This window comes from Streptomyces sp. NPDC048291, assembly GCF_043201715.1.
Taxonomy (GTDB): domain Bacteria; phylum Actinomycetota; class Actinomycetes; order Streptomycetales; family Streptomycetaceae; genus Streptomyces.
This window is the reverse complement of the sequence record NZ_JBICZC010000018.1, coordinates 218,419-240,201: the sequence shown is the minus strand read 5'-3', so window position 1 is coordinate 240,201 and position 21,783 is coordinate 218,419. Positions and strand designations below refer to the sequence as shown.

The window sequence follows — 21,783 nt, the reverse complement described above, 5'->3', positions numbered from 1 at the left end:
GAGCCGTGGCCTGATCTCGTTCGTACGAGGTATCGAACGGCCAGAACGGTAGCGAGCCTTTGGCCAGGCAGTGTGCAGCCTGTGTGTCGCTTCTGCACAGATGCCGTCACCCACGCCCGCGACCGGCGCCGAACACCAGCCATCCCGACGTCACCTGGGCACATTTTGTGACGCCGACCCCGCGGAGGACTGCTCGGCGCCGGGCCGGGTCAACGGCATCCGGCCCGGCACCGAGCAGGCTCCGCAGGGTCAGACTCGCCTGGACTCCTCTCTCTCCGTCGGGAAGCCGTGCGGTCAGCCGATGTCGGCGGAGACGAGGACGCGGACGTCCCACGGGCCGAGGGTCAGCGGCGCGTGCGCGGCGAGCGGCGTGCCGTCGAGGACGTCGGTGAGGGGCACCGGGGCGGAGATGCTCGCGGGCCCCCAGCTCCAGTTGTGGAGGATGTGCACGCGGCTCCCGTCGGGTGCGGTGCCGGTCGTCGCGGTGACCGTGGCCGGGAGGTCCCGCCAGCCGTGGCGGGCGGACGGGGCCAGCCACTCGGCGAGCGTCCGGGCGAGGTCGCGGCCGGGCACCGTGCCGACGTACGTGACCCGGCCCGCGCCGTGCGGGCGGGTGGTGACCGCGGGCCAGCGCCCGAAGTGCGGGTGGTCGTACTCGACGAGCGGCTCGGCGTCGGCGACGGTCAGGCCGTCCGCCCAGCGGGTGGCCGTGGCGCCCTCCGGGAGGCGGAGCGGGCCGCCGGGCACGGACCGTACCGGCAGGTCCTGCCCCAGATTGCTGAATTCGTCGTACGACACGCCCGCCGCGTCCGTGAGCCGGCCGGGGGCCGGTTCGGTGCGGGCCCGGCCCGCCTGGTCGGCGTAGCCGGTGCGCGGGCCGAGGACGAGATGACCGCCCGCGTGGGCGTAGGCCGCGAGCCGGTCGAGGGTCGCGTCGTCGGCGAGGTACAGCGCCGGCACGACCAGGACCGGGTGCCGGCGTACCGTCTCCTCGGGCGTCTCGGTGTCGCGCAGTTGCCGGGCGTGGACGATCCGTACCTGGCGGCCGGCGTCGAAGGCGCCCCGGTGGAAGGCGTCGAAGATCCGGTGGTAGGCGGCCGGGTCGGGGTCGCCGTCGGGCGTGGCCAGCGGCGGGTACTTCTGCATCAGCCACTTGCTGGGCGTCGAGTACACCATCGTGAGGTCCGCGTCCGGCTCCAGACCGGCGACGAGTGCGCCCGCCGTCTCGAACTCGGCGCCCAGTCGCGCGAGTTCGGCGTAGACCCGGCCGGGGCGGCCGGTGTGCGGCAGGATGCCGCCCCAGTAGGTCTCGGCGCCGAAGTGCAGCGTGTGCCAGTGCCAGTACTCGATCATCCGGGCCCCGCGCCCGACCAGCGCCCAGGCCGCCTGGCGCCACTGGCCGTCGTAGGCGGGCCGGTTGTCCCAGGGGAAGCCGATCGAACCGGCGTTGGTCTCCGTGACCAGGAACGGCGCCTGCCGCGAGGAGAACATCCAGTCGGCGGTCCGGTACAGCGACCACACCCCGCGGGTCTTCCACTGCTGCTCGTGGCCCTCGGGGGTGGGGTCGGGGAGCAGCAGACCGTCCTGCATGTCGTAGTACGGGTTGCCGGCCGCGATGTCGAGCCGGTCGGTCAGCTCGTCGTCCTCGACCGCGGGGCGGGTGTAGGAGATGCAGGTGGTGACGAACTGCTCCGGGCGGGCGTACTCGCGGACGATGTCGGCCTGCCAGCCGATGAACTCGGTGACCTGACGGGCCTGGAACTCCCGCCAGGCGATGTCGTACTGGGGCTGCGCGTTGCCGTCCGGGGTCCACAGGTCGGCCCACGTGGACAGCCGGTGGGACCAGTAGACCAGGCCCCACTCGCGGTTGAGGGTCTCGACGTCCCCGTACTTCTCCCTCAGATGGTCGACGAAGCGCTCGAACACGCCCCGGTTGTGCAGGAGTTCGTTGCCGGGTTCGTTGTCGACCTGGAAGCCGATGACCGCCGGGTGGTCGGCGTACCGGGCGACGATCCGGCGGACGACCCGCTCGGCGTGGAACCGGAACGCCGGGTGTGTGAAGTCGACCTCCTGCCGGGCACCCCAGCCGATCCGCTCCCCGGTGCGCCGCTCGCCCGCGATCTCCGGGTACTGCCGGGCGAGCCACGGCGGGACGGCGTACGTCGGGGTGCCCAGGACGACGGCGATGCCGCGCTCGTGGGCGCCGTCGAGCACCGGTTGCAGCCAGCCCAGGTCGAAGCGGCCGTTCTCCGGCTCCCAGGTCGACCAGACCGACTCGCCGACCCGGATGACGGTGACATGGGCGTCGGCCATCAGATCGAGGTCGGTCTTGAGGCGTTCGGCGGGACGCTCGTACGGCTGGTACTCGTGGTAGTACGCGGCGCCGAACAGGACACGGGCAGGCAGAGCCGCCATGAAGGGGACCTCCGAAAGACAGTGATAGTGCGGGAGTTACTGCTTGACGCCGCCGGCCGCCAGGCCGCTCTGCCAGTACCGCTGGAGCAGCAGGAAGGCGGCGACGAGCGGGACGATCGAGAGCAGGGAACCGGTCACGACCAGCGCCAGCATGTCGCTGCTGGCACCGGCCCCGCCGTTCTGGGCCTGCGCGGCCCAGGAGGCCAGGCCCACCGTCACCGGGTACAGGTTCGGGTCGTTGAGCATGATCAGTGGCAGGAAGTAGTTGTTCCAGGTCGCCACGAGCGTGAACAGCAGGACCGTCACCAGACCGGGGCCCAGCAGCCGCAGGGCGATCCGGAAGAAGATGCGGGCCTCGCCGGCCCCGTCGATGCGCGCGGCCTCCAGGAGGCTGTCCGGGACGGCGTCGGCCGCGTAGATGCGCATCAGATAGAGGCCGAACGGGTTGACGAGGGACGGCAGGATCACCGCCCAGGGGGTGTTGACCAGGCCCGCCTTGGCGAACAGCAGATAGGTCGGGATGGCCAGCGCGGTCGTCGGGACCATGACGGCACCGAGTACCAGGTTGAAGGTGAACCGGTCGCCCCGGAAACGGAACTTCGCGAACCCGTAGCCGCCGGCCGCCGCGAGCAGCGCGGCGCCGACCGCGCTGACGACGGCGTACAGGACCGTGTTGAGCAGCCAGTGCACGAAGACGCCGTCGTCCTGGGCGAAGGTCGCCCTGATGTTGGCCAGGAGCCGCGGGGCGTGCGAGAACCACAGGCCGAAGCTGTTGAAGAGGTCCTGGGTGCTCTTGGTCGAGGCGATCAGCAGCCAGCACAGGGGGAGCAGGAAGTACGCGAGCGCCGCCAGCATGGCGATGGTCAGCGGGGTGCTGCGACGGGTCGTCATGCGGCCCTCCTCAGGGTGTCGCGGCTGGTACGGCCCTCGCGGCTGCCGCGGTTCGCGGTGAGCAGCACGCCGTAGGAGGCGATCACGATGACCAGGCCGAGGAGGAAGGACACCGTGGCCGCGTAGTTGACCTGCTGGCCGGTGAACGCGAGGGAGTAGGCGTACAGGTTGGCGGTGTAGGAGCTGCTGATGACATCCGGGGCGATCTTCATCAGCAGGTTGGGTTCGTTGAAGAGCTGGAAGCTGCCGATCACCGAGAAGAGGAGGGTGAGCAGCAGCGCCGGTCGCAGCGCGGGCAGTTTCACCGACCAGGCGATGCGCCAGGCCCCGGCGCCGTCCACCGCCGCCGCCTCGTACAGCTCCTGCGGGATCGTGCGCAGGGCGGCGTACAGGATGATCATGTTGTAGCCGACGAACTCCCAGGTCACGATGTTCGCCAGGCTGCCCAGCATCCAGCCGTCGCTGAGGAAGTGCGGGGCCGGCAGGTCCAGTTTCCGGCTCAGCTGGGCGAACGGGCCGAAGTCCGGCCCGTACAGATAGCCCCACATGAGTGCGGCGACCACGCTGGGCACGGCGTACGGCACGAAGATGCCGAGCCGGATCACCCGCGCCAGCCGCAGCAGCCCGCTGTCGAGCGCGAGGGCGAACAGCAGCGCCAGCAGCAGCATCACCGGCACCTGGATCACGAAGAACAGCGCCACCCGGCCCACGCCGTGCAGGAGTTGGGGATCGCCCAGCGCCTGCGTGTAGTTGTCGAGGCCGACGAACACCGTCCCGCCGATCAGGCGGCTCTGGAACAGGCTGAGATAGGCGGCGTAGCCGAGCGGGGCGAGGAAGAGCAGCAGGAACAGCGTCAGGAACGGGGCGACGAAGAGCGGTCCGGCGGCCCGGTGGCGGCGGGTGCCGGTCATCTCAACTCCCCTTGACCGTGAAGCCCTGGCTCTTCGCGTACGTCGTCAGCCGCGACTGCCAGCTGCCGAGCGCGCGGACCGTGTCGGTGTGGTCCGCGAGGGACTTGCCGACGGTCTCGGTCCAGTCGGTGGCCGCCTGGTCGAGGAACGGGGGCCACTGGAAAGTGGAGTTGACCGTGGAGCTGATGTCGGCGAAGACCTGGTTGACCTTCTGGCCGCCGTAGAAGGAGGGGGCGTCCCCGGTGAACGACGCGTCCGTGAGCAGGGCCTTGGTGGCGGGGAAGAAGAACTGCTCGGTGGCGAACATCTTCGCGCTGGCCGGGTCGCTGTTGAGGAACTGCGCGAACACGGCAGCCGCGATCGGGTTCTTGGTGGAGCGGACGACCGCGGTGGTGGAGCCGCCCCAGTTGCCCGAGCTGGGCTTGGCCGCGTCCCACTGCGGCAGCGGGGCCGCCCGCCACTTGCCGGCCGTGGCCTTGGCGGAGCCGGACAGGAACACCGGCCCCCACGCGGCGGTGATCCAGGTGGCGTACTTGCCCTTGTTGAGGGCCGCGTACCAGGAGTCGGTGAAGTCCGGCTCGACGCCGATGACCCCTTCCTTCGCGAGTCCGCCCCAGTACGCGCCGAGCTTCCGCGAGACGGCGTCGTCCACGCTGATGGTGATGTCGCTCTTGCCCGAGGTGACATAGGGCTTGGCGCCCGCCTGCCAGAGCAGCCCGTGCCAGGCGGCGACCTGGTTGGCGGCGAGGTTGGTCAGACGGACGTCCGGGTCCGCCTTGTGCAGCTTGCGCGCGGCGGCGGCGAACTCGTCCCAGGTGCCCGGCACTTCGATGCCGTGCTTCTCGAAGATGTCGTGCCGGTACAGCATGCCCATCGGGCCGGTGTCCTGCGGTATCGCCCAGATCTCGCCGTTGCCGCCGCTGATCTGGCCCCAGGTCCAGTCGACGAAGGTGGACTTGAGCGCCGAGGCGCCGTACGGCCGCAGGTCGAGCAGGCTGTTGGTGATGGTGAAGGTCGGGATGGCCTGGTACTCGATCTGGACCATGTCGGGTGCGCCGCTGCCGGCCTTCAGCGCCGTACGCAGCTTGGTGTACTGGGGTGTTCCCTGGCCGGCGTTGACGATCTTGACCTTGACGGCGGGGTACTTCTTCTCGAAGAGCGCGACCTCCTTGGCGATGTTCGGGACCCAGGTCCAGAACGTCAGCTCGGTCGGGGTCTTCATGGCCTTGTCGACGTCGGCCTGGCTCACGGGCTTGGCCGAGGCGGAGGAGCCGCCGCTGTCCCCGCCGCCGCAGGCGGTGAGGGCGGCGCCGAGCGACACGGCGCCGGTGGTGGCGAGGAACAGCCGACGGTTCATGGAGGCGGTGCTGGAGGTGGATCTGGGCATGGTGAACTCCCGCCGATGGCGAAGGGACGGCACGCCTGGCGAGGGCGTGCGGGGGTGAGGAGGGGGGAGGGAGGCGCGGAACCGTGCCGCAGGAGCGGCGAGCGGCGCGCGGGCCCGGGCGCCGGTCGGATGCCGGGCGCGCTCAGGGAGGTGAGGAAAGGTGTGCGATCAGTGCGGCGTGGGTGACGGTGGGGCGGCTCGTGCCGGGATCGCGTGAGGTGGGGTGGTGCGGGTCGGACTGCGGGTCAGCTGTCGGTGCTGGTACCTCCGTTCGCGGATGACGGACCGGATGACGGACCGGGTGCCGATCCGGATGAAGGACCGGATGCCGGGCCGCGCCGGCCACGGGCCGGTGTCCTCCGGCCCGGTGGGGGCGCGGTCGAGGCGCGGACGACGAGGTCGACCGGTGGACCGCTCGACGCCAGTGGATCCGCCGCCGGGTTCTCGATGGCGTGCACCAGGCGTTTGAGGCCCTCCTGTGCCACGGCGTCGAAGGGCTGGCGCACCGTGGTGAGCGGGGGAGTCACATAGGCGGCGACCGGGATGTCGTCGAAACCGACCACGCTGACGTCCTCCGGCACCCGCCGGCCGGCCTCGGTCAGCGCGCGGATCAGCCCGATCGCCATGTCGTCGTTGGCGCAGAAGACCGCGGTCACCCGGTCGTCGGCGGCGAGTTCGCGCCCCGCCGCGTACCCGGAGGCCGCCGACCAGTCGCCCCCGGCGACCGGGGGCACCTCCCTGCCGTCCGCGGCCAGGGCGGCCCGCCAGCCCTCCAGACGGTCCCGCGCCGCGTACCAGCGCTGTGGACCGGAGAGGTGATGGACCGTCACATGGCCGAGGTTCAGCAGGTGTTCGGTGGCGGTGCGGGCCATCAGGTCGGCGCCGTCCCCGGCGGTCAGCACGGTCGGTGCGGTGACCGGCGGCGGTGCGCCCATGACGAGGACCGGCACGTCGACGCGCAGGGACAGCTCGCCCTGCTCGTCGATGGGTTCCGAGATCACGATGCCGTCCACGCCCTGGTCGAGGAGCGAGTCCACGGCGCCGGAGAGGCCCGCCGGGTCGCCCTCCACCGTGTTGACCACGCGCAGTGCGTAGCCGGTGTCCCGGACGACCCGCTCGACGCCCATGAGCAGTGAGGCGGGTCCGTACAGGGCCGTACCCAGCGTCACCACGCCGATCGAGCGGGTGCGTCCGGAGGCCAGCGCCCGGGCGGCGTTGTTGCGCCGGTAGCCGAGCTGTTCGGCGGCGTCGAGCACGCGACGGCGCACGTCCTCGGAGACGTACGGCTCGTCGTTGAAGACCCGCGAGACGGTCTTCTGCGAGACACCGGCCAGCCGGGCCACGTCGACACTGCGCGGCGCGGCCGTGCTCTTGCCGCGTCCCGTCCCTGGTGTCATGGCGTCTCCCGGTGACCGCTTGATCGGTGCTCATCATGTCATGCGCGGTCTGACTGACTGCGCTGTCATGTCTACGCAGTCATAGGGGTGGCGTCAAGAGTCGGGAACGCATCGATCACAGGAGCCCACGTGCGAGGCCGGTGCGCCCGGGCACCGGCGGCCCCCGGTGCCGTAGTACCGGCGCAGGATCCGGTGGCCCGGACGCGTACTGCGGTTTCAGTAGGCCGTCCTCCGGATTCAGTAGGCGGTAGTGCCAGTAGCCGCACGACGACGAGAGGGCCCTCGTCAGGACAGCCTTGGTGACCAAGCGAGATCGGATGCGGAGTTCTCTGACGTGGCTACTTTTCTGTATCGACTGGGCCGACTGGCCTTCCGGCGGCGCGGGTACGTCGCCCTGCTGTGGGTGGCCGTCCTGGCCGCCGTAGGACTGGGTGCGCTGCAGGCGCCGGGCGCCGCCGACGAGGAGTTCTCGACGCCGGGCATCGAGTCCCAGAAGGCGTTCGACCTGATGCAGGAGCGCTTCCCCGGCGCGGCTGCCGACGGCGCCACCGCACGGGTCGTCTTCGTCGCCCCGCACGGGCAGAAGGTGACCGCCACCGCGAACCGGAAGGCCGTCGAGGAGACGGTGGACGCCCTGGGCGACGGCACCCAGGTGGCGGGGGTCGCGGACCCCTTCACCGCGAAGGCGGTCGGCAAGGACGGCACCACGGCCTACGCGACCGTCACCTACAAGGTGAAGTCCTCCGCCCTCACCGACGCCAGCCGTACGGCGCTGGAGAACGCCACCGACCAGGCACGCCGAGCGGGCCTCACGGTCGAGACCGGCGGCTCCGCCATGGACAGCGGCGCCGGACCCGGCGGCACCGCCGAGATCATCGGCATCGCGATCGCGGCCGTCGTGCTGCTGGTCACCTTCGGTTCGCTGGCCGCCGCCGGGCTGCCGTTGCTGACCGCGATCCTCGGCGTCGGCATCAGCATGTTCACCATCACCGTGCTGGCCGACGCCCTGGGGCTGTCCACCAGCACCGGCACGCTGGCGATGATGCTGGGCCTCGCCGTCGGCATCGACTACGCCCTGTTCGTCGTCTCCCGCTACCGGGAGGAACGCGCCGGAGGCCGGTCTCCGGAGGAGGCGGCCGGGCTCGCGGTCGGCACGGCGGGCTCGGCGGTGGTCTTCGCCGGCCTCACCGTGGTCATCGCCCTGGCCGGTCTCTCCGTCGTCGGCATCCCGATGCTGACCAAGATGGGTCTGACCGCCGCCGGGGCGGTGGTCGTCGCCGTCGTCATCGCCCTGACCGTCGTGCCGGCCCTGCTCGGATTCTGGCCGAACGCCGTACTGGCGGGCGCCGCGCGCAGGCGGGAAGGCGGCCGTCGCCGGCTGTTCCGGGCCAAGAAGGCGAAGAAGGCGGAGCCCCAGGGCGACAACCGGGGCACCCGCTGGGCCCGCTTCGTGCTGCGCCGCCCGCTCCCCGTGCTGCTGCTCGGTGTCGTGGGCCTCGGCGCCCTCGCCGTCCCGATGACCCAGCTGCAGCTCGGCATGCCGGGAGACGAGGCCAAGGCCACCTCCACCACCGAGCGGCGCGCCTACGACGACCTCGCCAAGGGCTTCGGCCCCGGGTTCAACGGCCCGCTGACCATCGTCGTGGACGCCAAGGGCGCCGACGACGCCAAGGGCGGGGTGAGCACGGTCCGGGAACGGATCGCCGCCACCGACGGGGTCGTCTCGGTGTCGCAGCCGCGCTTCAACAAGGCGGCGGACACGGCGGTGTTCACGGCCACCCCGTCCACCAGCCCCACCGACGAGAAGACCAAGACGCTCGTCAAGACGATCCGCGGCGAACGCCCGGCCATCGAGTCGGCGGCCGGCGCGTCCTTCGAGGTCACCGGCACCACCGCGCTGAACATCGACATCTCGGGCAAGGTCCAGTCGGCACTCGTGCCCTACCTCGTCACCGTCGTCGGTCTCGCCGTCGTCCTCCTGCTGGTGGTCTTCCGGTCCCTGCTCGTCCCGCTCAAGGCGGCGCTCGGCTTCCTGCTGTCGGTCCTCGCGGCCCTCGGCACGGTCGTCCTGGTCTTCCAGCAGGGACACGCGGCCGGGCTGTTCGGGGTGGAGCAGACCGGGCCGATCATGAGCCTGATGCCGATCTTCCTGGTGGGCATCATCTTCGGCCTGGCCATGGACTACGAGGTCTTCCTCGTCTCCCGGATGCGGGAGTCCTACGTCCACGGCGAACCGGCGAGGGAGGCGGTGGTCTCCGGGTTCCGGCACAGCGCCCGGGTCGTCGTGGCCGCCGCCCTCATCATGATCGCGGTCTTCTCCGGGTTCATCGGCGAGGGCGAGTCCATGATCAAGATGATCGGGTTCGGCATGGCCACCGCCGTCCTCCTCGACGCCTTCGTCGTCCGGATGGCGATCGTGCCCGCGGTCCTCGCCCTGCTGGGAGACCGGGCCTGGTGGCTGCCGAAGTGGCTGGACCGGCTGCTGCCCCGGGTGGACATCGAGGGCGAGGCCCTCACCCGCGGCCCGGCCGCCGTGGCGGCCGGCGACCAGGATCCGACCTCCGGCGAGCCGGTCGAGGCGGGCGTCTGACCGCTTCCTCCAGCCTCTGTAGGCCGCCCGTGGCGCAGGTCACGGTCGGCCCACAGAGGCGTTTCACCGCGGACGTCGTCCACCATGGACCCAGGCCCACCATCCGGAGAGAGACATGACCACCAGCTTGGAGCGCGGGACGGGGCGCCTCCGCCGCGTCACGGACGTGGCCACGGCACTGGCGCTGCTCGGCTGTGTGACCCTCGGCGCCGCGCTCCGTTTCCCCGGTTTCCACCAACCGCGGGAGGAGTGGCCCGCCGTCGCCCTCGCGGCCGTCACCTGCCTCGCGCTGCTGCAGGCACGCGACCGCCCGCGCGCCGTCGCCACCGTGGCCATGGCCTGCTCGGTGGCCACTTTCGCCCACGGCTACCTGCCCACCCCCCTGCTGCTGGCCCCCCTCATGCTGTCCCTGTACTGGGTGGCCGCCCGGACCGACCGGCGGACCGCGCGGATCTTCGGTCTGGCCGCCATGGCCGTGGTGGTGATCACCGCCATGCTCGACACCCCCACGACCGACATGCTGCTGCTGCGCACGGTCGGCCCCGTCCTCTGGCTGCTGCTGCCCATCGTCGGCGGCAGCAGTGCGCGGTTGCGCGCGGCCTACCTGGAGTCCGTGCAGGCCAGGGCCGCGTATGCCGAACGCACCCGCGAGGAGGAGGCCCGGCTGCGCGTCGCCGAGGAGCGGATGCGGATCGCCCGGGAACTGCACGACGTCGTCGCCCACCACATGGCCGTCGCCAACGCCCAGGCCGGCACCGCCCGTCACCTCGTGCCCACCCGGCCCGAGCAGGCGCTGAAACTGCTCGACGAGTTGACGGTCACCACGTCCTCCGCGCTCATCGAGCTCCGGGCCACGGTGGGCGTGCTCCGGCAGTCCGGCGACCAGGACGGCGAGTCCCTGGAGCCCGCACCCGGCCTGGACCGGCTGCCCGACCTGATCGCGACGTACGCGAGCGCAGGACTGGACGTCGCCGTCACCACGGAGGGCGAGCCCCTGCCGCTGTCACCGGGCGTGGACCTGACGGCGTACCGGATCATCCAGGAAGCCCTCACCAACGTCACCAAGCACGGCGCAGGCCAGGGCGCCGACGTCCGGCTCAGCTACGGCCGGTCCCGGCTGCTCATCTCGGTCACCAACGACGTCACCGCCACCGCTCCGGCGGCCACCGGCGGCTACGGTCTGATGGGTATGCGGGAACGCGCCCACTCCGTCGGCGGCGACCTGCGCGCCGGACCGCGCCCCCAGGGCGGCTTCGAAGTGAGCACCGCTCTGCCGCTCCACTCCCTCGCACCGGAAGAACTCGAGGCCGCCCCGTGAGTATCCGTGTCCTGCTCGTCGACGACCAGGCCCTGCTGCGCGGCACCTTCCGGCTGCTGATCGACTCCTGCGAGGACCTGGAGGTGGTCGGCGAGGCCGCCGACGGCCGCGAGGCCGTGGACCTGGCCCGCACCCACCGCCCCGACATCGTCCTCATGGACATCCGCATGCCCGGCACGGACGGCCTCGCCGCCACCGCCGCCATCTGCGCCGACCCCGAACTCGCCGACACCCGCGTCCTCGTCCTCACCATGTACGAGACCGACGAGTACGTCGCCCGGGCGCTGCGCGTCGGCGCCAGCGGCTTCCTCGGCAAGTACGTCACCACCGACACCCTCCTCGACGGCATACGCACCGTCGCCGCCGGCGAGGCACTGCTCTCCCCGGGCGCCACCCGCGCCCTCATCACCCGCTTCCTCGCCGGCCCCGCCCCCGGCAACCTCCTGGCACCCGCGGAGCGCCTGAACGACCTCACCCCGCGAGAACGGGAGGTCACCGCGCTCGCGGCCCGCGGCAAGTCGAACGACGAGATCGCCGGGGAACTCGTCCTGAGCGTCCTGACCGTCCGCAGCCACATCCAGCGCGCGCTGACCAAGCTCGGCGCCCGCGACCGCGCCCAGCTCGTCGTCATCGCCTACCAGACCGGCCTCGTACGCCCCGAGTCACGGCAGTTCTGAGGACGCGGCCACCCGCCCGTTCGGCGGGCCCGGCAGGTCCGGCGCCGGTCTCCGGCGCCACCGCCACCCGCCGGCCAGCACCACGCCCGCCCCCACGGTCAGCAGTCCGCCGGCGAGGAAGGCAACACGCACGTCGGCCAGGGCCAGGATCAGTCCGCCCAGCGCGGCGCCCGCCGCGATCCCGGCGTGGTAGCAGCCGGAGTTCGCCGCGAGCGCGCTGTCCGTGCGGCCGGGCGCGCAGCGCAGCATCTCGTTCTGCGTGGTCATGAACACCGGCCCGAGCGCACCGCCCAGCAGCGCCAGGAACACCACCGCGACCACCGGGCGGGTGCCGGCCGCGTACAGGCCGAGCAGGCCCGCCGCCTGCACGGCGACGGCAGTGGCCAGCGCGGAGCGCGGGAACCGGTCCAGCAGGGCCCCGGTGACGCTCACCCCGGCCAGACACGCGAGACCGAAGACCACCAGCAGGACGCCGACGGCGTGCGCGGAGAACCCGCTCACCTCGCCGAGGAACGTCACGACGTACGTGTACCCCGTGAACGCCCCGGCGGCGGACAGGGCCCCGGCCGCCAGGACGATCCCGAACCGGCGGGTGTCCGGGCCGGTCCCGCGGGCGGCGGGCTCCCGCTCCGCGGGCGTGGCGGGCAGCAGAACGGCGACGGTCACCAGGCAGAGGAGCGCCGGAACGGCCGGCCCGGCGACGGGCACCCGCCAGCCGCTCCGCTGCCCGAGCCAGGTCCCGGCCGGGACACCGACCACGAGGGCGAGCGAACCGGCCACCGACAGCGCCCCCACCACCCGCCCGCGCACACCGGGCGCGAACAAGCCCACCGCGACCGGCCCCGTCACGGCCCAGAACAACGCCTGCGCGAGCGCGGTCAGCAGCCGCGCCACGAGCAGCAGCCAGTAGGAGGTGGCCAGCGCCGCGATCAGACTGGACACCACCAACGCGGCCAGCAGCCCCGTGAGCACATCACGGCGGGGCACCCGCCGGGTCACCCAGGCCAGCGGCACGGAGGCCGCCGCGACCGCCGCCGCGTAACCGGTGACCAGCAGTCCGACCGCCGACAGCGACACCCGGAGGCTGCCGGAGACGAGCTCCAGAAGCCCCACCGGCAGGTTCTCGGCCGTGTTGAACGTGAACGCGGCCAGCATCAGGGCCGCCAGCACCGCCGGTCCGCGCCACGGGGCCGACCGCCCCGCGCCTGCCCGGTCCCGCCCGGCCACCGGCCGTCGCGCCTGCCCGGTCGCACCCTCCACCCGGCCAGCTCACCGGGCCCACCCACCCGGCCGCAACACAATTGACGGTCGGGCCACGCCGGTACGCCACCCCCGCTGCCCGTGGCAGACCGGCTCCCGGCTCCTCCGAAACGCAGTTGCCGGGCCGCGGGCCGCCCGTCGAGACTTGCGCGGGTGAAGTCCGTGCTGTGGCCGTTCGACCTGTCCTGGGACGAGGTGGACCCCGCCCGTCATCCGTTCGACCACGAGGCGGCGGCGCGGGCGGTGCGCTCGCTCGGCCCGGCCCGATGCGTTCCGAGCCCTCCCGACGTATCGCGCGTCGACCCGGCGATGAGTTCCTGGAGCCACCGCGAGGGCAACCTCTGGGCGACCGCCATGTCGTACGCCCTCATGGAGCGCTACGGCCGCTGGGCCGTGGGCTGGCGCTGGGCGCACGACGAGGGGGACTTCGACGGCGGGCCCGTCGGGAGCTGGTGCTGCCCGCGGGACTCGATCACCACCCCCGAGGAGACCCTCGACCGGGTCGTCGCGGCGCTGCGCGAGTGGCGGGCGTGGCTGGAGAGCCTCGCCGGGCGGTTCGACGCGTACCCGCTGGACCCGGACGCCGTCGACGACCAGCGGATCCTGTGGGAACGCGCCGCCCGGAACCTCATCCTGCAGGTCGTCGACCGTACGGGCTGCGGCAGCGGCTGGTACGGGCACTGCCGGCAGGTGCTCGGATGGTTCCTCGACCGCTGGGGAGTCGCACCGGGCAACGCCCGCGCACTCGTCGACGAGGCGGTCGGCGGCCGGTTCCACAGCTGGGTCGCCCCGGAGAGCGTGGTCGTCGACGACATCGCGGAGCGCCTCGCGCGGTCGCTGCCGCCGTCGGGCGCGCCGCCGGCGCCCGCCGGGCCGGCCGTCGACCACCTGGCGCGGTGGCTCACCGTACGCGGGACCGTGGCCTGGCGGGAGGCCTCCGACCGGGGCGGGGAGGGGCCGGTGACACCGGTGCGCGACGGTGCGGCCGAGGACATCCACGCCTTCGACCGCTCCCTGGACCCCGCCCGCGCCGACGGCCTGCTCGCCGCACTCGAACGGCTCCGGGCCGACGCGGCGCACGACGCGCCGCTCGACTTCGCCCTGCTCCAGGGCTGGCAACAGCACGTCCTGGGCACCGCCCACCCACCCGCCTTCCGCACCACGCCCGCCTTCGCCAAGCACGGCCGGGAGCGCTACGGCATCGCACCGGACACCCGGGCCCGCCTCGACGCGTGCTTGGCCGAGAGCGCGAGGGGCGTCGAGAGCGCCGGCAGCGCCAGGAGTGCCGACAGCGCCGAGGGCCTTGAGGAGGTCGGGAGCGTTGAGGACGTCGGGGGCGCTGGGAGCGTTGAGGGGGCTGGGAGCCTTGAGGAGGCTGGGAACGCCGAGGGCACCGGGAGGCCCGGGAGCACCGGGAGCACTGAGGAGGCCGGAGACGTCGGGAGCGCCGAAGGCGCCGGAGTACCGTTGCCCCTGACCGCCCGCGCCGCCCGTGCCTGTCTCGACGTCTGCTTCTTCCACCCCTTCGACGACGGGAACGCCCGCTCCGCCTTCCTCGCCCTGGTCTACGTCCTCGCCCGCGAAGGCGTCGCGCTCGACAGCGTCAGCCTGCTCCGCCGCGTCACCTTCCGGGCCGACGACCCCCGGGACGCGGTGGCGCTCACCAGCTACACCGACCTGCACCTCGCGGAGAGCCGGCGCCAGGCCGCCGCCCCGGCCGGCTGACCGGGTCGCCTCCGGTCAGCCGGCCGGGGCGGCGGCCTTCCAGCCCCAGACGGTGAGCATGCCGGCCGACAGCGCGGCACACTCCTCGGAGTCCAGGTACCGGACCGCCGCGTCGACGGCCGCGTCGTCGACCAGGCCGGTGGCGAGCATCGCCGCCCGGCTCCGCTCCCAGGTGTCCGCCCAGAAGCGGCTGACGGGACTGCCCGGCAGCAGCGGCGGCACATGGATCTCGGCGGCCACCGACCCGAGCCCCGCACCGCGCAGTACCTGCGGATACGACGGCACCCAGGAGACGTCCGTCCCGATCGTGGCCCGCAGCCCCTGCCACATCGCCCGCATCATCGTGCTGTACGGAGTGTCGGGCGTCCGGTCGCTCGTCAGGTCGACCGCGTCGCTGAGCACCAGCACACCGCCGGGCGCGACGAGTTCGGCCAGCGTCGAGACCAGACGCTCGTGCTCGACCAGGTGCATCAGCACGAAGCGCGCGTGGACGAGCCGGAACCGCCCGGGGACCAGGCCCGCGGCGGTGGTGCCGGCGGCGGTGATGTCGGCCTCCAGGACATCGAGCCCGGGCCGCCCGGTGAGGAACCGCACGTCGCGGTCGACGGCGAGCACGCTGTCCACCCCGGCCTCGTCCAGCAGCCGGCGGGAGACCGTGCCGGTACCGGCCCCCACGTCGAGGCAACGCCACCCCGGCCCGGCGCCGAGTGCCCGGAGCCGCGCCATGGTGATGTCGTCGTAGACAAGGGCGCCGACGTCGATGCGCTCGCCCTCGCCGGCCTGTTCGGGACGGAAGACGGCCTCGCCGTAGCGGCCGCCGCCGGGCGCGGCGGTCACACCGCCGCCGGAGCGTCGAAGGGTTTCATGGCTGGGCCCTCGCAGGTGGTGGGGGGTACCGGGCGGCCCATGCCGGGGCCGCCCGCCCCACCGATACTCCACCGGCGCCCGCCCGCGCGGCCGAGGCGCGCCGCGCGGGCGGCCGATCGGCCGAGGGGCCGGACCTCGGGCAGATCGAGGGCTGATACAACTAACTCCGCCGCACACCAGCTCACGAGCACATCAGCACACGAGCACACGAGTCGTGCCGGGGGCGACCGTCACAGCGCAACACGGTCGAGGAAGCCAACCGGCCAAGAGGATCAGGGTCGCCATGCCGCACATCACCGTCGACTACTCCGCGCGGCTCGCCGACTCCTTCGACCTGCGGGTCTTCGCGGCGGAGTTGCAGCCGACGGTTCTCGAGGGCAGCGGCTCGGCCGGCACGTGCAAGACGCTGTTCCGGCAGGCGGCCGAGGCCCGGCCGGCGGACGGGGACGGCGACGCGGCGGCCTTCGTGCACGTGGAGGTGGGACTGCTCCCCGGGCGGCCCGACACGGTCAGGGCCCAGCTGTCCGAGGACGTGCTGGCCCTGCTGGAGAAGCACCTGGGGGTGGGCACGACCCCCGCTGTGGTCTGCTCCGTACAGGTGCGTGACCTGGGCGACTCGTACCGCCTGCGGACCTTCTGAGCCGCACTCGCCGCGCGGGGGACGAGGTGCACGGCCCCGAACCCCGGCCTCGGCAGGGGGCCGCGCCACCGGCCGTCAGCCGGTGTGCAGCGCGGTGCGCAGGACGGCGACGGCCTGGTTGATCGCGGCTTCGGCGGCGTGGGTCTCGCGCAGGGCGTCGAGCATCACGAAGTCGTGGATGATGCCCTGGTAGCGGACGGCGGTGACGGGCACCCCGGCCTCGCGGAGCTTGTTGGCGTAGGCCTCGCCCTCGTCGCGCAGGACGTCCGCCTCGCCGGTGATGACGAGGGCCGGGGGCAGCCCGGTGAGCTGGTCGACGGTGGCGCGCAGCGGGGAGGCGGTGATCTGGGCGCGCTCGGCCTCGTCGGTCGTGTACTGGTCCCAGAACCACTGCATGCCGTCGCGGCGCAGGAAGTAGCCCTCGGCGAACTGGTGGTAGGACGCGGTGTCGAAGCTCGCGTCGGTGACCGGGTAGAACAGCACCTGCTGGAGCAGGGGCACGTCGCCGCGTTCCTTGGCCATCAGGGTGAGGGCGGCGGTCATGTTGCCGCCGACCGAGTCGCCGGCCACCGCGATCCGGGTGGCGTCCAGGTCCCTGGCCGCGCCCTCGGCCACGACCCAGCGCGCCACGGCGTAGTTCTGCTCGATGGCGACGGGGTAGCGGACCTCGGGGGAGAGGTCGTACTCGGGGAAGACGACGGCGGCGTCGGCGCCGACGGCGAGCTCGCGGACCAGGCGGTCGTGGGTGTGGGCGTTGCCGAAGACCCAGCCGGCGCCGTGGATGTAGACGATCACGGGGAGCGGGCCGGTGGCGCCGGCCGGGCGCACGATGCGGGCCCGCACGGTTCCGGTGGGACCGCCCTCGACGGTCACCCACTCCTCGTCGACGGCCGGCTTCGCGATCTCGCCGGACTGCACCTCGTCGACGGCCTTGCGGCCCTCGGCGGGGGCGAGGTCGAAGAGGTAGGGCGGGTTGGCGGTGGCCTCGACGAAAGCCTGAGCGGCGGGTTCGAGGACGGGGCGGACGGGCGTGGCGTCGGTCATGACGGGCTCCTCGGTTCGGGTGCCGCGCAGGGGCGGCCGGCGGTGTTCGCCGGGGCGGCGGCACGAGGAAGAGAATAGCGCACGATTAAGTCGTGCACTACTTATTGCTGGGCGATCTGTTCGTGCCCAATATCATCGCATGCGATGTGTTTGGGCTCCATGGGGTCGAGGGGACCGGAAAGCTAAGGTGGTGAGCGGCCATGAACGCCGCAGGAACCAGGAGTCGCCCCGTGGAACGCACCGCCGCCGAGCCGGCCGAGGGCTCGCTCCTCCTCGACGACCAGCTCTGTTTCGCGCTGTACGCCGCCTCCCGCGCCGTGACCGCGCGCTACCGGCCGCTCCTGGACGAGCTGGGGCTGACCTATCCCCAGTACCTGGTGATGCTCGTCCTCTGGGACCAGGACTCGGTGTCCGTGCGCGAGCTCGGCGCCGCACTTCAGCTGGAGTCGAGCACGCTCTCCCCGCTGCTGAAGCGTCTGGAGGCGGGCGGACTGGTCACCCGGGAACGGCGCCCCGACGACGAGCGGTCGGTTGCCATCCGGCTGACCGAGGAGGGCGCGCGGCTCCGGGACCGCGCCCACTCCGTCCCGGTCGCCATCGGCGACGCCATGGGCCTGACGCCCGCGCAGGACGCCACCGCCAAGCAGCTGCTGCGCCTGCTCACCGCGAACGTCTCCGACGGCTGACGGCTGACGGCTGACGGCGCCGCGCACCAGGCGCCGCGCACCAGGTATCGGACACACCAGGCGCCGAGCACCTGGCGCCTGGCGCCGTACAGTGCCGGTGATCCTCACCCGCCGTACGACGACCAGGAGTTGCGACCATGACGCAAGCGACCGGCGGTGCCGGTGCCCCGATGTACGGCTTCGTCGGGCTCGGGGTGATGGGGCAGCCCATGGCGCTCAACCTCGCCCGGGCCGGCACCCCGCTCGTCGTCTGGAACCGGACGCCGGAGCGGACGGAGGCGCTGCGGGCGGCCGGGGCGCGGGTGGCGGCGAGCGTCGAGGAGGTCTTCGCCCACGCCCGCGTCGTGTTCCTCATGCTCGTCGACGGGACGGTGACAGACGCGGTCCTGGGCCGGGGCGGCCCGGAGTTCGCCAAGCTGGTCGCCGGCCGGGTCGTCGTGTCGACGGGCTCGACGGCACCGGAGTACGCGCGGGGACTCGCCGCCGACATCGAGGCCGCGGGCGGCCGGTTCGTCGAGGCGCCGGTCTCCGGGTCGCGCAGGCCGGCCGAGGCGGGTGACCTCGTCGCGATGCTCGGCGGCGACCCGGACACGGTGGCGGAGGTACGGCCGCTGCTCGCCCCGATGTGCCGGGAGACCGTCTACTGCGGTCCGGCCGGGTCCGGCGTCCTCATGAAACTGGCCGTCAACCTCTACCTGGACACGACCCTCGCGGCACTGGCCGAGGCCGTCCACTTCGCCCAGCGGCAGGGGCTGGACCTGGAGGCCTTCCGCTCCGTCGTCGACTCCGGCCAGCTGGGCAGCGGCATCACCCGGGTCAAGGTCCCGATGCTCGCGGCCCACGACTTCACGGTGCAGGCCGCCACCGCCGACGCCTACGCCAACACCAGGCTCATCGCCGACGCGGCCCGCGCGGCGGGGATCGCCACCCCCATGCTCGACCTCAGCAGCGAGCTCTACGGCGAGAGCGTGCGGCTGGGCCATGCCCGCCTCGACATGTCCTCGGTGCTCACCGCGATCGAGGCCCGCACGGACACCGCGACGCCGTCAACGGCCGCCGACTAGGCTCCACTAGGCTCCAGGGCATGCGGATCTCCGTCTCCTCCGACATGGACGAACCCGTCGCCCGCCTCCTCGTGGAGGAGCTGCGGCGCCGTGGCCATGACGTGCGCACGTACGGTGCCCTGGAACCCGGGGCCGACCCGCAGTGGGCCGTCTGCTCGGAGGTGGCCGCCCGGGACGTCGCGGCCGGCGCCGCCGATCAGGCCGTGGTGTGCTGCTGGACCGGGACCGGTGCCTCGATCGCCGCCAACAAGGTGCCCGGCGTCCGCGCCGCCCTGTGCGCCGACGCCTACACGGCCGACGGCGCCCGCCGCTGGAACGACGCCAACGTCCTCGCCATCGGCCTGCGCCTGACCTCGCCGCCGGTGCTCAAGGAGATCCTCGACGCCTGGTTCGCGGCCACGCCGAGCCAGGACGCCGAGGACCTCGGGAACGTGGCCCACGTCGGTCGCCTCGACGCGGGCCGCGGGACTGTCTAGGGAGTGTCCGGGATAGCTTCCGGGATCAGTGGGCGCCGAGCCCGCCGCCGCCGAACGAGCCGCTGGAGCCCGGACTCCAGCGTGGCCGGTCCTTCGACGCGCTCGGCCTGGTCTGCTGGTTGCTGAGTTCGTACGGGGTGAGCGGACGGCCGCCCTTGGGTGTCAGGGGGATCTCCTCCGACTCGCGGTTCTCCCGGATCTCGTGGACAGCGCCCTCCGGCGGCAGCTTCGGCTGCTCCTCGGGACGTGGCCTTGGCGACTCGCGGTACTTGATCCGGTTGCCCAGCCAGAAGCCCCCGGCGAGCATCGCCAGTACGGCCACTGCCACCACGAAGAGCGCGAGACTCAGTAGGCCGCTGGGGGCGGCCAGCTCCATCGGTTCCGTACTCATAGCAAGGGGATACCCCACCCAGAACGGTGCGAACCGGACGCAATCGGTGACTGATCGTACGCGGCGGGCGACAGCGGCGAACTCCGGAGAAGGGAAAGGGCGGGGGCCGGCCGGGCGTCAGTGCTGGTCGTCGCGTACCGAGACCGGGCAGAGGCGGCAGTGGACGTCGACCACGCCCTCCACGGCGCGGGTCAGCCGTTCGGCGACCGGCGCCGGTTCCGGGCTGTCGATCCAGCCGGTCAGGGTGACGACCCCTTCGGAGACCTCGACCCGGATGTGGTCGGCGGAGAGCGGGAACAGGCGGTCGACGACCTCCCGGCGCACTTCCTCGGTCAGTTCCTCGTCCGCGCGCAGGAACACCTTCAGCAGGTCGGCCCGGCTGACGATCCCCCTGAGCACGCCCGTTCCGTCGACGACGGGCAGCCGCTTGACCCCGCGCCGGGCCATGATGCGCGCCGCCTCCGCCACGGTGGTGTCGGCGTGCACGGTCACCGCGGGCGCGTTCATCAGCTCCCCGGCGGTCACCCCGCCCGCCTTGGCGACGTCGGCCGGCCGTTCCCGCGCGACGAAGCGGTCCGGATCGCGGTCCCGGAAGGCCTCCTTGAACAGCAGGTCGGCCTCGGACACGACGCCGATCACCCTGCCGTCGCCCGCCAGCACGGGCAGAGCGCTGACCTTCCACCGGTCCATCAGCGTGACGACGTCCTTGAACGGGGCGTCACGGCCCACGGCCACGGGGGCGCGGGTCATCACGTCGCCGACGGTGTGCGGGCTGCCGTGCATGGTCGCCTCCTCGGATCCCGCCGATCACGAGAGGGCGGGAAGGACGCCATCCACTTCTCGCGGATCCTGATTGCGCGGTGCGCGGCCGTGGCCGACCGCTTCCCCGCGTCACTGGGAGTCCTTCCCGTCACCTCCAGCACACCACGGGAACGCCCGCGCCACCAGGGGCCGACCGGTCCGGAATTCACCGCGCCCCGCACCCGCCGCCCCGCACCCGCGGCGGGCGGCGGACCGTGTCATGCCGCCGGCCGCACTTCTCTGGCGGCACGGCCGCCTGTCGCGCAGCGTGGAGGAGGGGCCTGCCGAACGCCGGAGCAGAGCCCGAGGACCGGAGCAGACCCCGAGGAGAGGTGGAACGCATGGACAGGGATGTCACCGAGCGGCGGGTCGTGGTCGGCGTCGACGGATCGCCGTCCTCGTACGCGGCCCTGCGCTGGGCGCTGCGGTACGCCGGCCTCGTGGACGGCGTGGTGGAGGCGGTCGCCGTGTGGGAGCTGCCGGGTCTCTACGGATGGTCGGGGCCCGCCGTGGACATGGACCTCGACGCGGAGGAGGCCCGGGACAAGATGCGGCAGGAGCTGACCGACGTACTCGGCGCGGACGCAGCGGGCTCGGTCCGGTCCCACCTGGTGCACGGCAACACCACCGACGTTCTGCTGCGGGCCGCGGAGGGCGCCGAGGCCCTGGTCGTCGGCAGCCGCGGCCGGGGCGGGTTCGCCCGCGCCCTGCTCGGTTCCGTCAGCCAGCAGGTGTCCCAGCACGCCACCTGCCCGGTGGTGATCGTCCGCGCGGAGCAGGGCTGAGCCACGGCCGGCGGCACGCGGAGTTTGCCCCGCCGCGTGCCGGTTACCCGGACCGCATGACTTGGGCGTCTTCCGAGCGGGATCTGTACCGGTTCCTGGAGGACCGGTTCGCGTGCGCGCAGGCATGTACGGAGTGCGCCCGGATGTGCGCACTGCGTGCGGGGGCGCTGGATCCGGGCGGAACCCCGGACACCGAGGCGGACCGGTTGCGTCGCACCGGCATCATGTGCGCCGAGGTGTGCGACGCGACCTGCCGGGACCTGACCGAGGGGACCGGCCGGGACGCGGACGGCCTGCGCGACCGACTCGAATGGTGCCGCACGGTCTGTCTCGGCTGCGCGCAGGCCTTCGACACCCTTCCGGGCGCCGAGCCGAGCGCGGCGGCCTGCCGGGCGTGCGCGGCGGCCTGCACGGACTTCATGGCGGTACTCGCCTGACCGCCGGCATCCCGGAACCGG

General features: G+C 72.8%; 20 protein-coding genes. 10 read left to right on the top strand and 10 right to left on the bottom strand.

All coding sequences use genetic code 11. From position 1 onward, the window contains the following. Window positions 1-294: 294 nt before the first annotated feature. The 5 genes from ACGF5O_RS41695 to ACGF5O_RS41675 all read right to left on the bottom strand — a co-directional run bounded on the left by ACGF5O_RS41695 (window position 295) and on the right by ACGF5O_RS41675 (window position 7,001). Complete coding sequence (locus ACGF5O_RS41695; RefSeq protein WP_393815150.1) at window positions 295-2,415, bottom strand: beta-galactosidase; 2,121 nt, start codon at window positions 2,413-2,415, stop codon at window positions 295-297. A gap of 36 nt (window positions 2,416-2,451) precedes the next feature. After that, window positions 2,452-3,306, bottom strand: a complete 855-nt coding sequence (locus tag ACGF5O_RS41690) for a carbohydrate ABC transporter permease (protein ID WP_393815149.1) — start codon at window positions 3,304-3,306, stop codon at window positions 2,452-2,454. Then, the gene (locus ACGF5O_RS41685; RefSeq protein WP_393815148.1) at window positions 3,303-4,217 is read right to left on the bottom strand and encodes a carbohydrate ABC transporter permease; all 915 of its coding nucleotides are present in this window, start codon (window positions 4,215-4,217) and stop codon (window positions 3,303-3,305) included. The genes ACGF5O_RS41690 and ACGF5O_RS41685 overlap by 4 nt, the downstream gene beginning before the upstream one ends. 1 nt (window position 4,218) lies before the next feature. Further along, window positions 4,219-5,604 carry an ABC transporter substrate-binding protein gene (locus tag ACGF5O_RS41680; RefSeq protein WP_393815147.1) on the bottom strand — a complete coding sequence of 462 codons (1,386 nt, stop codon included), beginning with the start codon at window positions 5,602-5,604 and terminating at the stop codon, window positions 4,219-4,221. Window positions 5,605-5,849: 245 nt separating this feature from the next. Further along, a complete protein-coding gene (locus ACGF5O_RS41675) occupies window positions 5,850-7,001 on the bottom strand; it encodes a LacI family DNA-binding transcriptional regulator (protein WP_393815146.1) in 1,152 nt (383 codons plus the stop codon). 334 nt (window positions 7,002-7,335) lie between these two features. Between ACGF5O_RS41675 and ACGF5O_RS41670 the strand changes: the two genes are divergently transcribed. The 3 genes from ACGF5O_RS41670 (at window position 7,336) to ACGF5O_RS41660 (ending at window position 11,586) form a co-directional block, all read left to right on the top strand. Next, a complete protein-coding gene (locus ACGF5O_RS41670) occupies window positions 7,336-9,591 on the top strand; it encodes an MMPL family transporter (protein ID WP_393815145.1) in 2,256 nt (751 codons plus the stop codon). 115 nt (window positions 9,592-9,706) lie between these two features. Beyond that, window positions 9,707-10,909 (top strand): sensor histidine kinase, encoded by a 1,203-nt coding sequence (locus ACGF5O_RS41665; RefSeq protein ID WP_393815144.1) that lies wholly within the window; start codon window positions 9,707-9,709, stop codon window positions 10,907-10,909. Next, entirely contained in the window at window positions 10,906-11,586 is a 681-nt protein-coding gene (locus ACGF5O_RS41660; RefSeq protein WP_393815143.1) for a response regulator, read from the top strand. The genes ACGF5O_RS41665 and ACGF5O_RS41660 overlap by 4 nt, the downstream gene beginning before the upstream one ends. Here ACGF5O_RS41660 and ACGF5O_RS41655 read toward each other — a convergent pair. Continuing rightward, on the bottom strand, window positions 11,572-12,741 hold the full coding sequence (locus ACGF5O_RS41655) for an MFS transporter (RefSeq protein WP_393815179.1): 1,170 nt from the start codon (window positions 12,739-12,741) through the stop codon (window positions 11,572-11,574). The genes ACGF5O_RS41660 and ACGF5O_RS41655 overlap by 15 nt on opposite strands. 258 nt (window positions 12,742-12,999) lie before the next feature. Between ACGF5O_RS41655 and ACGF5O_RS41650 the strand changes: the two genes are divergently transcribed. Further along, complete coding sequence (locus tag ACGF5O_RS41650) at window positions 13,000-14,571, top strand: Fic family protein (RefSeq protein WP_393815142.1); 1,572 nt, start codon at window positions 13,000-13,002, stop codon at window positions 14,569-14,571. A 15-nt stretch (window positions 14,572-14,586) separates the two neighbouring features. Here the strand turns inward: ACGF5O_RS41650 and ACGF5O_RS41645 are convergent, their stop codons facing one another. Continuing rightward, window positions 14,587-15,408, bottom strand: coding sequence for a class I SAM-dependent methyltransferase (locus ACGF5O_RS41645; protein WP_393815141.1), 822 nt, complete (start codon window positions 15,406-15,408; stop codon window positions 14,587-14,589). A gap of 313 nt (window positions 15,409-15,721) precedes the next feature. Here ACGF5O_RS41645 and ACGF5O_RS41640 point away from each other — a divergent pair, with 313 nt between their 5' ends. After that, on the top strand, window positions 15,722-16,078 hold the full coding sequence (locus tag ACGF5O_RS41640) for a 5-carboxymethyl-2-hydroxymuconate Delta-isomerase (RefSeq protein ID WP_393815140.1): 357 nt from the start codon (window positions 15,722-15,724) through the stop codon (window positions 16,076-16,078). A 75-nt stretch (window positions 16,079-16,153) separates the two neighbouring features. Here the strand turns inward: ACGF5O_RS41640 and ACGF5O_RS41635 are convergent, their stop codons facing one another. Then, entirely contained in the window at window positions 16,154-17,122 is a 969-nt protein-coding gene (locus ACGF5O_RS41635) for an alpha/beta hydrolase (protein ID WP_393815139.1), read from the bottom strand. 200 nt (window positions 17,123-17,322) lie between these two features. Here ACGF5O_RS41635 and ACGF5O_RS41630 point away from each other — a divergent pair, with 200 nt between their 5' ends. The 3 genes from ACGF5O_RS41630 (at window position 17,323) to ACGF5O_RS41620 (ending at window position 19,348) form a co-directional block, all read left to right on the top strand. Further along, window positions 17,323-17,808 (top strand): MarR family winged helix-turn-helix transcriptional regulator, encoded by a 486-nt coding sequence (locus ACGF5O_RS41630; RefSeq protein ID WP_393815138.1) that lies wholly within the window; start codon window positions 17,323-17,325, stop codon window positions 17,806-17,808. A 137-nt stretch (window positions 17,809-17,945) separates the two neighbouring features. Next, window positions 17,946-18,872, top strand: coding sequence for an NAD(P)-dependent oxidoreductase (locus tag ACGF5O_RS41625; protein ID WP_393815137.1), 927 nt, complete (start codon window positions 17,946-17,948; stop codon window positions 18,870-18,872). Between the two features lie 20 nt (window positions 18,873-18,892). Beyond that, window positions 18,893-19,348, top strand: coding sequence for an RpiB/LacA/LacB family sugar-phosphate isomerase (locus ACGF5O_RS41620; protein WP_393815136.1), 456 nt, complete (start codon window positions 18,893-18,895; stop codon window positions 19,346-19,348). A gap of 25 nt (window positions 19,349-19,373) precedes the next feature. Here the strand turns inward: ACGF5O_RS41620 and ACGF5O_RS41615 are convergent, their stop codons facing one another. Further along, on the bottom strand, window positions 19,374-19,739 hold the full coding sequence (locus ACGF5O_RS41615; RefSeq protein WP_393815135.1) for a DUF6479 family protein: 366 nt from the start codon (window positions 19,737-19,739) through the stop codon (window positions 19,374-19,376). A gap of 117 nt (window positions 19,740-19,856) precedes the next feature. After that, complete coding sequence (locus ACGF5O_RS41610) at window positions 19,857-20,522, bottom strand: CBS domain-containing protein (protein WP_393815134.1); 666 nt, start codon at window positions 20,520-20,522, stop codon at window positions 19,857-19,859. Window positions 20,523-20,881: 359 nt separating this feature from the next. Here ACGF5O_RS41610 and ACGF5O_RS41605 point away from each other — a divergent pair, with 359 nt between their 5' ends. Together ACGF5O_RS41605 and ACGF5O_RS41600 are read left to right on the top strand one after the other, a co-directional pair. Then, on the top strand, window positions 20,882-21,325 hold the full coding sequence (locus tag ACGF5O_RS41605; RefSeq protein WP_393815133.1) for a universal stress protein: 444 nt from the start codon (window positions 20,882-20,884) through the stop codon (window positions 21,323-21,325). A 56-nt stretch (window positions 21,326-21,381) separates the two neighbouring features. Further along, window positions 21,382-21,762 (top strand): ferredoxin, encoded by a 381-nt coding sequence (locus tag ACGF5O_RS41600; protein WP_393815132.1) that lies wholly within the window; start codon window positions 21,382-21,384, stop codon window positions 21,760-21,762. The last annotated feature ends 21 nt before the right edge of the window (window positions 21,763-21,783 follow it).

Bases quoted from the DNA above. Each gene is read 5' to 3' on its own strand.
- ACGF5O_RS41695 (WP_393815150.1), bottom strand. From the start codon at position 2,415: ATGGCGGCTCTGCCTGCCCGTGTCCTGTTCGGCGCCGCGTACTACCAC.
- ACGF5O_RS41685 (WP_393815148.1), bottom strand. From the start codon at position 4,217: ATGACCGGCACCCGCCGCCACCGGGCCGCCGGACCGCTCTTCGTCGCC.
- ACGF5O_RS41680 (WP_393815147.1), bottom strand. From the start codon at position 5,604: ATGCCCAGATCCACCTCCAGCACCGCCTCCATGAACCGTCGGCTGTTC.
- ACGF5O_RS41605 (WP_393815133.1), top strand. From the start codon at position 20,882: ATGGACAGGGATGTCACCGAGCGGCGGGTCGTGGTCGGCGTCGACGGA.
- ACGF5O_RS41620 (WP_393815136.1), top strand. From the start codon at position 18,893: ATGCGGATCTCCGTCTCCTCCGACATGGACGAACCCGTCGCCCGCCTC.
- ACGF5O_RS41640 (WP_393815140.1), top strand. From the start codon at position 15,722: ATGCCGCACATCACCGTCGACTACTCCGCGCGGCTCGCCGACTCCTTC.
- ACGF5O_RS41630 (WP_393815138.1), top strand. From the start codon at position 17,323: ATGAACGCCGCAGGAACCAGGAGTCGCCCCGTGGAACGCACCGCCGCC.
- ACGF5O_RS41655 (WP_393815179.1), bottom strand. From the start codon at position 12,741: ATGCTGGCCGCGTTCACGTTCAACACGGCCGAGAACCTGCCGGTGGGG.
- ACGF5O_RS41690 (WP_393815149.1), bottom strand. From the start codon at position 3,306: ATGACGACCCGTCGCAGCACCCCGCTGACCATCGCCATGCTGGCGGCG.
- ACGF5O_RS41615 (WP_393815135.1), bottom strand. From the start codon at position 19,739: ATGAGTACGGAACCGATGGAGCTGGCCGCCCCCAGCGGCCTACTGAGT.
- ACGF5O_RS41625 (WP_393815137.1), top strand. From the start codon at position 17,946: ATGACGCAAGCGACCGGCGGTGCCGGTGCCCCGATGTACGGCTTCGTC.
- ACGF5O_RS41665 (WP_393815144.1), top strand. From the start codon at position 9,707: ATGACCACCAGCTTGGAGCGCGGGACGGGGCGCCTCCGCCGCGTCACG.
- ACGF5O_RS41675 (WP_393815146.1), bottom strand. From the start codon at position 7,001: ATGACACCAGGGACGGGACGCGGCAAGAGCACGGCCGCGCCGCGCAGT.
- ACGF5O_RS41635 (WP_393815139.1), bottom strand. From the start codon at position 17,122: ATGACCGACGCCACGCCCGTCCGCCCCGTCCTCGAACCCGCCGCTCAG.
- ACGF5O_RS41600 (WP_393815132.1), top strand. From the start codon at position 21,382: ATGACTTGGGCGTCTTCCGAGCGGGATCTGTACCGGTTCCTGGAGGAC.
- ACGF5O_RS41610 (WP_393815134.1), bottom strand. From the start codon at position 20,522: ATGCACGGCAGCCCGCACACCGTCGGCGACGTGATGACCCGCGCCCCC.